Source organism: Bacillus sp. JJ1127 (assembly GCF_036965845.1).
Taxonomy (GTDB): Bacteria; Bacillota; Bacilli; order Bacillales; family Bacillaceae_G; genus Bacillus_A.
The window spans coordinates 550-13,633 of record NZ_JBALQK010000010.1; the positions used below are offsets into that span (position 1 = coordinate 550).

The window sequence follows — 13,084 nt, forward strand, 5'->3', positions numbered from 1 at the left end:
GACCGCTTCTATGCATGGTTGGATTCTCTCTCCCATCTAAAAAGAAAGGTTTTATGTCGATTTTTCAATTTGTATTTATATAGATATGATTTGTTTTGTTTCGTAAAATGTCATTGATGAAAGTTACACGCTATAAAGTAGAAATTCTTTTCTTTGTTTTTGGTACAATAATAAATTTAATAAAAAGTATACCGATTAAAACGGTGATAAAAACGTGTAAGAGCTCTGGGATACAAACAAGCAGGATAACTGTAAATATTGTTAACTGAACGATTGCTAATGAAAATACAAGAGTAAGAAATTGACGTATTCTTTCATCGATTTGGATAGGATACAATGTTACGATATTATTTCCTGAAAAATATTTCCATAAAGAACGAAGTTGCATAGAGCTCATATATAAGAGGCAGCAAGTAATAGCGCCTTTTACATATACATTCGGTATGAAATATAAAGTGAAGGAACCGATGATGGTCAGCCTTATATATATACCAAAATAATCATTAGCACGTAGAAATGATAAAGTATTTAAATAGAAGAAGGTAGCTTGTTTTTTATGTAATATAGGTTCTATCCAACTTGTGAGCCACTTTCTTTGTTTTACTTGTTTTTTTAGCTGCGGGACATCGGTGAAAAAGTTTGCAAATTGGTAAAAGTGCATGTCCATTTTTTCTTCTTGCTGAATGATATATTCCCATCCAATTCGTTTTGTTGGTTGTTTTATTGTATACATAAGTATAAAAGTAAGGAGTAATAGCATTGCACCTAATAGAACGATGGATACGGACTGAAAGAGCATGTAAATAATAAGAGTATTACAAGTTAATCGAACGATAAACCAGAGTTGGCCGTTATGTTGATCACGCCATATCCAATGTATGTATATATTCCAGCCTTTGATGAGCATGAGTATAAAAAAGATTGTACATAAAAAAGGAATGTTTGTATGCAACGTTTGCATTGCTAGCGGTGTGAGAATTAGAAACATGAATAGCAATGGAAAAAGCTGAATGACATAATTATATAGAAGAGACTGTTTAAAGTATGACGCTAATTTCTCTTCCAGTGCTAGTAAATACACAGCATCCGGCTTTTGAATAAACGTACGAACTCGGCATCTCGTGATAATGATTGTAAGCAGAGCTGTAATGATGAATAATGAGATTCCTTTAGAAGGAGCTGTTTTAAGAAACTTTGCGTAATAATATGCACCAATACAGGAGATAAAGATAAAACTGTATAGTAGACCGCTAATCATGCGCGCAAAGTACATGATAACGTTTTGAAGATGTTTTTGAAAACGGGCGTTCCATAGTGTTTCAATTGACATGTTTTTCACCTCTATTTTCCATTATAAAGGTTTCTCGTTTATACCAAAATATATAAAGTGAAACTTTAATCAGTGGAGTTTTTTCATCCTCCGCTTAAAAAACAAGAGTTTAGTTAATTTTTGAATTGGTATGTATACATAAATATTTTTCAGCATACAAGTTGTTGCTTCGAAAACAAAAGAAGACTTCCTCTCTTTTTCTCCCTTTGTTTTCACTTGGCATGGAGCAGAAAAAGGATCTGATCGCTTCTATGCACGGCCGGATTCTCTCTCCCATCTAAAAAGAAAGGGTTTTAGTCAGTTTTTGAATTTGGATTTAAATAAAAACGAGCAAATTGCTTTAAGCAACTTGCCCGTTTTTATTTTTGTTATTTTTTTTCTGATCACGATTCATTAATGGATAGAAGGCAAAGCCGATTACAAATAACCCAATCCCAAGAAGGAATGTTTTTAAATCAGACGCCCCAGTTTTAATCACCCACAGTGAATAGCAAATTGCAATGACTGCAATCGTTCCATCCATAATTCTTGAACCACGTTCATTTTCATACGTTTCACCAGTTACGACGAGTTTTAATTGGAAGATTGGTGAGACAAGATATGGAATTAAATAAGCTAACGTTGATACAGTAATCACGAATGTATAGGCTTCAGCAATTGTTCCAGATAGCGTTGAGAACAAGAATACTTGTGACATAATGTTTGTCAGTCTTAGTGAATGAATCGGACTTCCCTTTTTGTTTGTTTTTGCAAAGAAGGAAGGGAAGAAGCCTTCTTTTGCTGCTTGATATGGTACTTCTGAACTAAGTAAAATCCAGCCTAAGATTGAGCCGAATAGGGAAGTAAGAGCAAGGAGTGCCATTAATTTCCCGCCGCCATGACCCATTGCGGCATTTAATGCATCAGCTAACGGACGTTCCGAAGCTTGTAATTTATCAATGTGAAGAACACCCATTGTTAAAATCGTAATTCCTAAATAAATTCCAACTGTTATGAATAAACCTGCTACAGTTGCATGTTTTACCGTTTTTGGAGATTTAGCACGGTTTGATAAAAGAACGGCTGATTCAATACCGATAAATGCCCAAAGTGTTGTAAGGGCAGCTAAATTTATTTGTGAAAGCAGTCCGTGTGATACGCCTTCTTTATCAATGATTGGTGTGTACCATTGTCCAAATTTTGAAGCTTGAAATGCAAACAAAGTAACAACAATAAATAGAAGGAATCCAGTTACTTTCGTTGTTGTTGCCAGGAAGTTTAATTTTCCAGCTCCGTTTACACCATTTGTTAAAATCATATGTGTTCCCCATAGTAAGCAAGAACAGATAGAGAATGTAATCAATTTTCCCACTTCCACATTGAAAGAGCCGATTGAAAATAAGAGACGTGTATCTTTCATGATTGGGAAGAAGAGTGATAAGTAACCTGCAAAAGATGTAATAATGGCAACATTACTGGCCCAGTTTGCGACCCAGTAGCCCCAAACCATACTGAATCCAGCCATTTTTTTCTTTTTTGGTGATGAAAATAAAGCATATGCATGACTTTGTGGTCCTGTTGTTAAATCAGGACGACGAATTGCTAAATTACCGAAAACAAGAGCTAGCATTAAAACACCGAATCCTGTTGTTAACCAAGCTAAAGTAACACCAAGAGGGCTAGCTGTTTGTGCTAATGTGCTTGGCACCATGAAAATACCAGCGCCAACCATATTGCCGACAACAAATGCTGTTAGTACCCAAAAGCCCCATTTTTTTTGTTGCATAGAAAATACCTCCAAAGTTAGTATAACCAAGTCAAGCGAGGAGATATGTATGTCTTCCAACAAGGGAAGAATGGGAAACTCCATACAAAACAAAAAAAGCACGTGTAATTGTCGCTACGTGCTTTCTATCTTATAGGAAACCCACGACATACCTCTCGATAGCTCTCCACAAACAAGTTGTTTGTGACAGTTCTGCACTTATTCAATACAGACCCAGCAAGAATGTACAGTGGACAGTTCTTACTTCGGCAACCATTCCTTTCCCATTCATTCATCGATGCCACTACATCTCCTGAAATGATACTCTTAATGATTGCAACCTCTACCTCACCGAGATACGAATGAGGATTTATATATTAAATTAACATACCTAAGGGTAACAAATGTGTTTTTATACGTCAATGGATATAGTAATAATCAGATTATGGTGAACAATTTGTCATTAAAAGAAGAATGGTTTTTTAGAAATAGGGTCTGTTCATCTGTGTGTGAAACTAATGAGACGGAATAGTGAAATCGTATTTAATAAAAAAGTGAAGTATTGTTAAGTATACGGAGGTGCGAGATGACGTTAATTTGTTTGGAAGGTGAAAGTGGCATTGGTAAAACGATAACGTTTTGATCATGTAATGGATTGGTTAATGAATAGTAGTCCTGAAGCATATGAGATAAGTGAATAGGTGAATGCAAGAATATATATCCAACTTTATTTTCAAGCACCTAAATCGTGGCTATGAAAATAAAAGAAAATCTCCACTTGCTTTCTCTTTTTGTTCTTACTTGGCATGGGGCCAAAAAAGGCACTGACCATTTCTATCCATGGCCGGATACTCACTTCCCACCTAAAAAGAATGGTTTTTGCCTGTTTTCTCAATTTGTATAGAAGCTAATCTACAGCTGTAGATTAGCTTCTAAAATGTTACATTAAGTTTAATACAGTTACTTTTTCACGTGTCATAGATTCAAGGCTCTTACGAATACCTTGTGCTCCCAGACCAGAACCTTTTACACCGATGAATGGGAAGTGGTCTGGGCCGCGTTCTGTACGTCCGTTAATTTGAACAGAACCAGTGTCAATTTTGTTAGCAATTGCAAATGCTTTATTAATATCTTTTGTGAAGACACTTGCTTGCAGACCGAACTCTGACTTATTCGCAATTTCAATCGCCTCTTCGTCAGAAGAAATACGGATGATTGGAAGGATTGGACCGAATGGCTCTTCCCAAGCAACTTTCATTTCTTCTGTTACGTGGTCGATTAATGTTGGGTAAATTAAGTTGCGCTCACGCTTGTTACCAATTACAATTGTCGCACCTTTTTCTGCCGCATCATCAATTAATCCTTGAACGAAATCAGCAGATTTATCGTCGATTAATGGGACGATTGTGCTGTCTTGTTCTGGAGAACCAACAGATAGTGCAGCCACTTGATCTTTTAGTAAGCTAACAAGTTCGTCCGCTACATTTTCATGTACAAGCACGCGCTTAATTGCTGTACAACGTTGACCAGAGTATGAGAATGCACCGCTCACGATATGTTTGGCAGCTTCTTGTAAATCGGCATCTTCACAAACGATACCAGGGTCTTTACCGCCAAGTTCTAATACAAGCGGGATCATAGCTGCTTTTTTCGCTAAGTGAGTACCTGTATGTGTACCACCTGTGAACGATACCATATTGATGCCAGAATGCTCTACTAAGTAGTCACCAATTACAGAACCGCGTCCTGTTGCTACGTTTACAAGTCCTTTCGGAAGTCCTGCTTTATGAAGTGCTTCCACCATTTTAATACCACTAATTGCGCCTTGTGTTGCTGGTTTGAAGATAACAGCGTTACCCATAATAAGAGCTGGTGCAAGTTTTGCAGCAGATAAGTTTACAGGGTAGTTAAATGGTGCAATTGCTAAAATGACACCAAGTGGTGCGCGTTGAATAATCGCAAGTTTGGATTTAGATCCGCCAGGGAAGCTATCGCCCATCATGCTTTCACCGTGCATATGAAGTGCTTCATCTACAGTGTAACGGATTAAATCCGCTGTACGAACAACTTCTTTTTTCGCATCTTTATAACCTTTACCGACTTCTTTCATAATAATATCAGCAATTTCATCTTGCATATTTACAAGCTCATCAGCCCATGTATATAAATATTTTGCGCGATCTTGAAGAGACAATTCAGCCCATGATGTTTGAGCGTCTTTTGCAGATGCAATTGCCTCATCTACTTCTTCGCGAGTAATTGCTTGGACTTGACCAATTACTTCATGTAAATACGGGGATGGAATATCGATTGTTTGTCCAGAAGAGCTTTCTCTCCATTCTCCGTTTAAATAAAATTTGTACGTATTGCTAGTTGTCATGATTTGTCCTCCCAAAATAGCAACTTGTAAGAGTGAGTATATGGTGATTGTAGGGCGTTCGAAAATATTTTTCAAATGAAATTTTTATGACAATGATTTCTCATATGATTTTTATTTTGTATGCCCTTTCTTACGATGGTTAACCGTATTTACAAGTGAAATATAGGGTAATTCGCATCGTATCAATAGACAATTTTTTAGGTTAGATTAGTGTATTGCAACTTGATTGTATCTCTTTCATTTTTTGTGATAAAAGTTTATTTCATACAATAATGAAAAAACAATTGACAGAAAAGTCTATAAAGTTATAAAATTAAAAATGGAAAATAAATGAAGGGGGTGCGCGTGATGATTGTAATCGTAAATATGATGGATTCAGCTGTGTTATACGGTGAAAAACATTCATATCATTACGCAACCCGTACGGAGAGGTAGACTCTTTTTGTCTTACAAAAAGCGTACGTTGCGTATATCGTAACGTACGCTTTTATGCGTTTTTCGCATATCGTCAAGCGGCGGTATGCGTTTTTTTGTCTCTATCTTTGCTTGTTTCCATACTTTGTATGGTTTCAATAAAAAACTTTGGAAGGTGGAAAAATGTGATGAAATTGTATGGTTTTCGAAATGTAAACGAGATGACTTTAGATAGCGGATAAAGAAATGGGAGTCAAACGAGAACGAGAAGGGAGAGGTTATATTGTTTTCAGTATTACAAAAGTTAACATGGTTTTTTAAAGAACATTGGAAAAGGTATAGTATCGCAATTGGAGCACTCTTAATTGTAAATATAATTGAAATAGTCCCTCCGAAAGTACTAGGCTTAACAATTGATCGTATTAAAACTGGATCTTTAACAAGCGGAGTAATTATACAATATATTTGGATTTTATTTGGGGCAACAATAGGCGGATATGTGCTCACCTTTATATGGCAGCGTCAATTATTCGGCGGTGCATTTGTACTTGAAAAAACAATGCGTTCAAAGTTTATGGGGCACTTACTTAAGATGACACCGACCTTTTATCATAAAAATCGTACGGGCGATTTAATGGCAAGAGCGACAAATGATTTAAAAGCGATTGCTATGACTGCTGGTTTTGGAATTTTGACATTAGTTGATTCCAGTTTATACATGCTCACCATTGTTTGTATGATGGGTTTTTCAATTAGTTGGCAACTTACATTTGCTGCGCTTATCCCGCTGCCGATTATGGCGTATGCGATGAATATATATGGGAAGAAGTTACATGAAAGATTTACGGTTGCGCAAGATGCTTTCGGAGATATGAACGATAAAGTACTTGAATCGATTGCTGGCGTACGTGTAATTCGGGCGTATGTACAAGAGAACGCCGATGAAGCAAGGTTTCATCATTTGGGAGATGATGTATACGAGAAAAATATGAAAGTAGCAAGAATCGATGCATTATTTCAACCGACAGTTAAAATGCTTGTTGGCCTTAGTTATTTAATTGGCTTAGTGTATGGAGCTTTTCTTGTATTCCAATCAAAAATTACGCTAGGAGAGCTTGTTTCCTTTAACGTATATTTAGGAATGATGATTTGGCCGATGTTTGCAATTGGTGAATTAATCAATGTAATGCAGCGCGGAAATGCTTCACTAGATCGTGTAAATGAAACGCTGGCTTATGAACCAGATGTGAAAAATGCGAAACAGCCAAAGCCTGTACAGAAACCGGAATATATTGATTTTGATGATGTTTCTTTTGCATATCCTGGATCCGCTGAGTCAAATTTAAAAAATGTTTCTTTTTCATTAAAGCAAGGAGAGACGCTTGGGATTGTTGGAAAAACAGGAAGCGGGAAAACAACCCTTGTTCGTCAACTTCTTCGCCAGTATCCACTTGGAGAAGGAGAGATTACAGTTTCCGATGTTGCGCTAGATAAAATTCCGGCTGAAAACGTACTAAGCTGGATTGGATATGTACCACAAGAACATATTTTATTTTCAAAGACAGCAAAGGAAAATATTCTATTTGGAAATAGAGAGGCAAGTGAAGAAGAGCTTCAAAAGGCAATTGAAATTGCGGCGTTCAAAAAGGATCTAGAGTTTTTGCCAGATGGATTAGAGACGCTTGTTGGAGAAAAGGGTGTTTCCTTATCTGGTGGACAAAAACAACGTATTTCAATCGCAAGAGCTGTCATTCAAAATCCAGAAATTTTAATTTTAGATGACTCTTTATCGGCCGTTGATGCTCGTACTGAAGCAGCGATTATTGAAAATATCCGCACGGAAAGAAGCGGAAAAACAACAATTATAACAACGCACCGCTTATCAGCCGTACAACATGCGGACTGGATTCTTGTTATGGATAACGGTGAGGTTATCGAAGAAGGAACACATGAAGAACTTGTTCAAAATGCAGGCTGGTATAGAGAGCAGTTTGAAAGACAGCAAGGTGAAAATGTAGAAGGTGAGGTGAACGTATGAGCACCCCAAAAAGATTATTTCAATATGCAATGAAGGTAAAAGGGCCGATCTTTACAGCACTTGCTATGCTATTTATTTTCGTTATTGCAGAACTGGCAGGTCCATTTGTAGCGAAAACGATGATAGATGATCATATTGTTGGAATAGAGAAACCTTGGTATGAAACGGCGGAAGGAGAAGATGCTGTTAAGTATAACGGCACTTGGTATAAGCGAAGCGATCGCTTTGAAAAAGGAGAGACAAAGGGGAAAGAAGTTCGGGTTATTCAAGCTGGCTTCCAATATTACTTTGTGCCTCATAAAATCAATCTTGAAGGAACGCGTTCTGTAAAGGGAGATATGATTACAATTCAAGGCGGGAAAGCTGCGCAAGTGTATAAAGCGAAGCGGTTAACAACGCAAGAAATATATGCATTTTATAAGCCGGAAATAAAACGATTACTACTGCTTGGCGGAGGTTATTTTGCGTTATTAGTAGTCGTATCTTTATTTGCATATGGAAAGCAGTTTTTCTTACAGAAAGCATCGAATAAAATTATTCAAATTATGCGTGAAGATGTTTTCTCTCATATTCAAACATTGCCGATTCGTTACTTTGACCATTTGCCAGCGGGGAAAATTGTATCGCGAGTAACGAATGATACAGAGGCAATTCGTGATTTATACGTCACGGTGCTTGCAACATTTGCCTCTAGTTTCATTTATATTATTGGGATTTTTGTTGCTTTATTTTTACTCGATGTGAAATTAGCATTGTTTTGTTTGCTTATTATACCAATTTTAATCGTTTGGGCTATTTTATATAGGAAATATGCTTCCGGATACAATCATAAAATGCGTTCTCGTTTATCAGATATTAATGGAACAGTAAATGAATCCATTCAAGGGATGCCAATTATTCAGGCGTTTCGTCAAGAACGTGAAACAAAGCGAGAATTTGAGGAATTAAACGGAGATTACTTTAAATATCAAAATAAGATTTTAAATTTAAATTCGGCAACATCGCATAATTTAGTAGGGGTCTTACGAAACATTGCTTTTACAGGAGTGATTTGGTATTTTGGCGGTGCTTCATTAAGCGGCGCAGGCTTTATTTCTTTAGGGGTACTGTATGCTTTTGTCGATTATTTAACAAGGCTCTTTTCGCCTATTACGAACATGGTGAACCAACTAGCAAATTTAGAACAAGCGCGAGTTGCATCAGAGCGTGTATTTGAATTGCTAGATGAAAAGGGAGAGGCATTGCAAGAAGAGCGTATACCACGTCTTAGCGGGAATGTTCGGTTTGATAATGTTTCATTCTCTTATAACGGAAAAGACGAAGTATTAAAAAATATTTCTTTTGAGGCGAAAACAGGGGAGACAGTTGCACTCGTTGGTCATACTGGATCTGGAAAAAGTTCGATTATGAATGTGCTTTTTCAGTTTTACGAGTTTCAAAAAGGAAGACTTACGATTGACGGGCATGATGTAAAGCATATTCCAAAGCAGGCAATTCGTGAGCATATGGGAATTGTCTTGCAGGATCCATTTTTATTTAGCGGGACAGTTGCCTCAAATGTAAGTTTAGAAAATCCAAACATTTCAAAAGCTAAAATTATAAAAGCGCTGCATGATGTAGGGGCTGAGCGCTTTGCGAACAATATAAATGAAGAAATTACAGAAAAGGGAAGCACACTTTCAACAGGAGAGCGTCAGCTCATATCATTTGCACGCGCGTTAGCGTTTGATCCGGCCATTTTAATTTTAGATGAAGCGACTTCAAGTATTGATACCGAGACAGAAGCGATGATTCAGGGGGCATTAGAAGTTGTGAAGAAAGGAAGAACAACGTTTATTATTGCCCATCGTCTTTCAACAATTAAGAGTGCAGATCAAATTATTGTACTCGACCGAGGTACGATTCTTGAAAAAGGGTCTCATGATGAATTAATGAGGAAAAAGGGACGCTATTATGACATGTATAAAACGCAGATGGAAGGAAGCCAAAGTGCTTAATATTCATAGAATGTTCAGAAAATTTTAAAGTAATGTTTACAAATGCTCCCATCCCTTTCCTTGTCCATATGATATGTTGGAGGAAAGGGGGAATAGGGATGGAAGAATTATCAGTGACGTTTAATATTACTTTCTTTTTATTATTGTGTACGATGATTGGGTATTGTGTATTAGATTCTTGAAAGAACTTGCTAAGGCAGCAAGTTCTTTTTTACTACAGACAAGAAGTATTGTTTTACCTTTTCCTTCATAAGTGCTATATTAAAAAATGCTACTTATTTTTTGTACGTAATGATTTTGTATCATCCTGTTTGATTATGAAGAAAAAGGATACACTAATGACGAACATTTTCATTGAAAAATTGTCCGAGATTGCATACAATCAATATAGTTCTTAAATTCCTATCAGAATACTTGGAGGAGTAACATGATGAAGAAATTATTTTCAGTGCTTGCAGTAGCTACATTAACAGTTGGTATTGTAGCAGGCTGTGGTAAAGCAGAAAAAAAAGATACAGCTAGTCAAGATGCATTACAAAAAATAAAACAAAGCGGTGAAATCGTTGTTGGTACAGAAGGTACATACCCGCCGTTTACATTCCACGATGGAAGTGGAAAATTAACTGGATTTGACGTTGAGTTAACAGAAGAAGTTGCAAAACGTCTAGGCGTGAAACCAGTATTTAAAGAAACGCAATGGGATAGCTTACTTGCTGGACTAGATGCAAACCGTTTTGATATGGTTGCAAATGAAGTTGGAATTCGTGAAGATCGTCAAAAGAAATATGATTTCTCTAAACCGTATATTTCTTCTTCGGCAGCTCTTGTCGTTGCAAAGGATAAAGATAAGCCAGCTACCTTTACTGATGTAAAAGGTTTAACAGCAGCGCAGTCTTTAACAAGTAACTATGCTGACCTTGCAAAGAAAAATGGTGCGGAGATTAAAGGAGTAGAAGGCTTTAGTCAAGCAGTGGAATTAATTAGTACAGGACGCGTTGATTTCACAATTAATGACAAATTATCAGTATTAAACTATTTACAAACGAAAAAAGATGTAAACATTAAAATTGCAGCTACAGAAAAAGAGGCATCACAAAGTGGGTTCTTATTCCGTAAAGGAAGCGATAAGTTAGTACAAGAAGTAGATAAAGCGTTAGAAGATATGAAAAAAGATGGTACGTATGACAAAATAGCGAAAAAATGGTTCGGTGAAGATGTATCTAAGTAGTGCACTTATTGCAGATCGATTATCTACATGGGGAGATATTATGCAGACATCCTTCAAGCCTCTCTTGGAGGGTGCTCTGTTCGCAACGATTCCATTAACGCTTATCACATTTGCAATCGGCCTTATATTAGCGACATTGACGGCGCTAGCGCGTATTTCAAGTAGTCGCGTTTTACAATGGATCGCTCGTATCTATGTATCTATTATTCGCGGAACACCACTTCTTGTACAATTGTTTATTATTTTCTATGGGCTTCCAACTCTAAAAATTGAGATTGACCCATATACAGCAGCTATTATTGGATTTTCATTAAATGTTGGTGCATATGCATCTGAAATTATTCGCGCATCCATTTTATCTATTCCGAAAGGGCAATGGGAAGCAGCGTATACAATTGGAATGACATATCCGCAAGCGTTAAAACGCATCATTTTACCACAAGCAACACGCGTATCAATTCCGCCGCTTTCCAATACATTTATTAGTTTAGTGAAGGATACTTCATTAGCATCGTTAATTTTAGTAACGGAGATGTTCCGAAAAGCGCAGGAAATCGCAGCAATGAACTATGAATTCTTAATTGTTTATTTTGAAGCAGGCCTTATTTACTGGGTGATTTGTTTCTTATTATCTATTGTGCAGCAAATATTAGAAAAACGTTCAGAACGTTATACTCTAAAATAATAATCCTTTCATAAAAGGAGTTTTTGTTTTTATGATTTCAATTCAACATTTACAAAAGAGTTTCGGAGATAATACCGTACTAAAACATATAGATTTATCGGTTGAGAAAGGCGAAGTTGTTGTTATTATTGGACCGTCTGGATCTGGTAAAACGACATTTCTACGTTGCTTAAATGTATTAGAAACACCGAACGCTGGTAACATTCGCATTGGAGAGAAAGAATTAGATTTCTCGAAAAAAGTAACGAAAACTGATATTGTGAATCTTCGTATTCAAACAGGAATGGTGTTCCAACATCATAACTTGTTCCCGCACTTAACAGCACTTCAAAATGTGATGGAAGGGCTTGTTACAGTGAAAAAGATGGGGAAAGAAGAAGCGAAGAAAAAGGCGACATATTTCCTTGAGAAAGTTGGACTTGGTGATAAGCTGGATTTATACCCATTCCAACTGTCAGGTGGTCAACAGCAACGTGTAGGAATTGCTCGTGCGCTTGCGATGGAACCACAAGTTTTATTATTTGATGAACCAACGTCAGCATTAGATCCTGAACTTGTACAAGAGGTCTTAAAGGTAATGAAGGAACTTGCACAAGAAGGGATGACGATGGTAATTGTAACGCATGAGATGCGCTTTGCTCATCAAATCGCGAATCGTATTATCTTTATGGATGGCGGTGTCATTGTAGAACAAGGTACACCAGAAGAGGTATTTACAAATCCGAAAGAAGAACGAACAAAGAAATTTTTACAAATGTTAGGATAGAAAGAAAGGTCTCAGGGCGAATGCCCTGAGACCTTTTTTGCCATATATATTTATTTTTGGAATCCGCCAAGGCTTTGCTCAGCCATTGCTACTAAACGCTTTGTAATTTCTCCGCCAACAGAACCGTTTGCACGAGCTGTAGAATCTGCTCCTAATTGTACACCAAATTCTTGAGCGATTTCGTATTTCATTTGATCGATTGCAGCTGTTGCTCCTGGTACTACTAATTGATTGTAAGAACTTTGGTTTGCCATAGGAATATATCCTCCTTAGAGTATAGAAAATTTTTTGGTTGGATTAGCTGGATTTGAACCAGATGATCGCCCTTTTGGCGCTAATCCATCGTTTATGAGGAGTGTATTCATAGTATGGATGTTACCTAGAAAGATATGCGGATTAATAATTTGTAAATTTTGTAAAAAATAGAAAGGTATGAAAAACGAGTAAACGTTGTATTTTTGTGAAAGAAGGTCACACTAATTGTAACTATATAAATCCATTT

9 protein-coding genes and 1 riboswitch are annotated in these 13,084 nt (G+C 36.8%); of the genes, 5 read left to right on the forward strand and 4 right to left on the reverse strand.

Annotated features, from left to right (window positions below; all coding sequences use genetic code 11):
- Window positions 1–130 precede the first annotated feature (130 nt).
- From V7183_RS01815 to V7183_RS01825, 3 genes are all read right to left on the reverse strand, one after another.
- Window positions 131–1,330, reverse strand: a complete 1,200-nt coding sequence (locus tag V7183_RS01815) for an ABC transporter permease (RefSeq protein WP_335358518.1) — start codon at window positions 1,328–1,330, stop codon at window positions 131–133.
- Window positions 1,331–1,670: 340 nt separating this feature from the next.
- Window positions 1,671–3,095: an amino acid permease gene (locus V7183_RS01820; protein ID WP_335358519.1), complete on the reverse strand. Its 1,425-nt coding sequence runs from the start codon at window positions 3,093–3,095 to the stop codon at window positions 1,671–1,673.
- A 151-nt stretch (window positions 3,096–3,246) separates the two neighbouring features.
- Window positions 3,247–3,428: riboswitch (Lysine riboswitch) on the reverse strand.
- Window positions 3,429–4,014: 586 nt separating this feature from the next.
- On the reverse strand, window positions 4,015–5,454 hold the full coding sequence (locus V7183_RS01825) for an NADP-dependent glyceraldehyde-3-phosphate dehydrogenase (RefSeq protein ID WP_335358520.1): 1,440 nt from the start codon (window positions 5,452–5,454) through the stop codon (window positions 4,015–4,017).
- Window positions 5,455–6,151: 697 nt separating this feature from the next.
- Between V7183_RS01825 and V7183_RS01830 the strand changes: the two genes are divergently transcribed.
- From V7183_RS01830 to V7183_RS01850, 5 genes are all read left to right on the forward strand, one after another.
- Window positions 6,152–7,906, forward strand: a complete 1,755-nt coding sequence (locus V7183_RS01830; RefSeq protein WP_335358521.1) for an ABC transporter ATP-binding protein — start codon at window positions 6,152–6,154, stop codon at window positions 7,904–7,906.
- Window positions 7,903–9,903 carry an ABC transporter ATP-binding protein gene (locus V7183_RS01835; protein WP_097894574.1) on the forward strand — a complete coding sequence of 667 codons (2,001 nt, stop codon included), beginning with the start codon at window positions 7,903–7,905 and terminating at the stop codon, window positions 9,901–9,903. The genes V7183_RS01830 and V7183_RS01835 overlap by 4 nt, the downstream gene beginning before the upstream one ends.
- Before the next feature lie 430 nt (window positions 9,904–10,333).
- Window positions 10,334–11,131, forward strand: a complete 798-nt coding sequence (locus tag V7183_RS01840; RefSeq protein WP_335358526.1) for an amino acid ABC transporter substrate-binding protein — start codon at window positions 10,334–10,336, stop codon at window positions 11,129–11,131.
- Window positions 11,118–11,816 (forward strand): amino acid ABC transporter permease, encoded by a 699-nt coding sequence (locus V7183_RS01845; protein WP_097894573.1) that lies wholly within the window; start codon window positions 11,118–11,120, stop codon window positions 11,814–11,816. Before V7183_RS01840 ends, V7183_RS01845 begins: the two co-directional genes overlap by 14 nt.
- 31 nt (window positions 11,817–11,847) lie before the next feature.
- Window positions 11,848–12,582: an amino acid ABC transporter ATP-binding protein gene (locus V7183_RS01850; protein WP_335358522.1), complete on the forward strand. Its 735-nt coding sequence runs from the start codon at window positions 11,848–11,850 to the stop codon at window positions 12,580–12,582.
- Between the two features lie 50 nt (window positions 12,583–12,632).
- Here the strand turns inward: V7183_RS01850 and sasP are convergent, their stop codons facing one another.
- Window positions 12,633–12,836 (reverse strand): small acid-soluble spore protein, SasP family, encoded by a 204-nt coding sequence (sasP, locus tag V7183_RS01855; RefSeq protein ID WP_000013349.1) that lies wholly within the window; start codon window positions 12,834–12,836, stop codon window positions 12,633–12,635.
- Between the last annotated feature and the right edge of the window lie 248 nt (window positions 12,837–13,084).

Bases quoted from the DNA above. Each gene is read 5' to 3' on its own strand.
- V7183_RS01840 (WP_335358526.1), top strand. From the start codon at position 10,334: ATGAAGAAATTATTTTCAGTGCTTGCAGTAGCTACATTAACAGTTGGT.
- V7183_RS01825 (WP_335358520.1), bottom strand. From the start codon at position 5,454: ATGACAACTAGCAATACGTACAAATTTTATTTAAACGGAGAATGGAGA.
- V7183_RS01850 (WP_335358522.1), top strand. From the start codon at position 11,848: ATGATTTCAATTCAACATTTACAAAAGAGTTTCGGAGATAATACCGTA.
- V7183_RS01835 (WP_097894574.1), top strand. From the start codon at position 7,903: ATGAGCACCCCAAAAAGATTATTTCAATATGCAATGAAGGTAAAAGGG.
- V7183_RS01820 (WP_335358519.1), bottom strand. From the start codon at position 3,095: ATGCAACAAAAAAAATGGGGCTTTTGGGTACTAACAGCATTTGTTGTC.
- V7183_RS01815 (WP_335358518.1), bottom strand. From the start codon at position 1,330: ATGTCAATTGAAACACTATGGAACGCCCGTTTTCAAAAACATCTTCAA.
- sasP (WP_000013349.1), bottom strand. From the start codon at position 12,836: ATGGCAAACCAAAGTTCTTACAATCAATTAGTAGTACCAGGAGCAACA.
- V7183_RS01845 (WP_097894573.1), top strand. From the start codon at position 11,118: ATGTATCTAAGTAGTGCACTTATTGCAGATCGATTATCTACATGGGGA.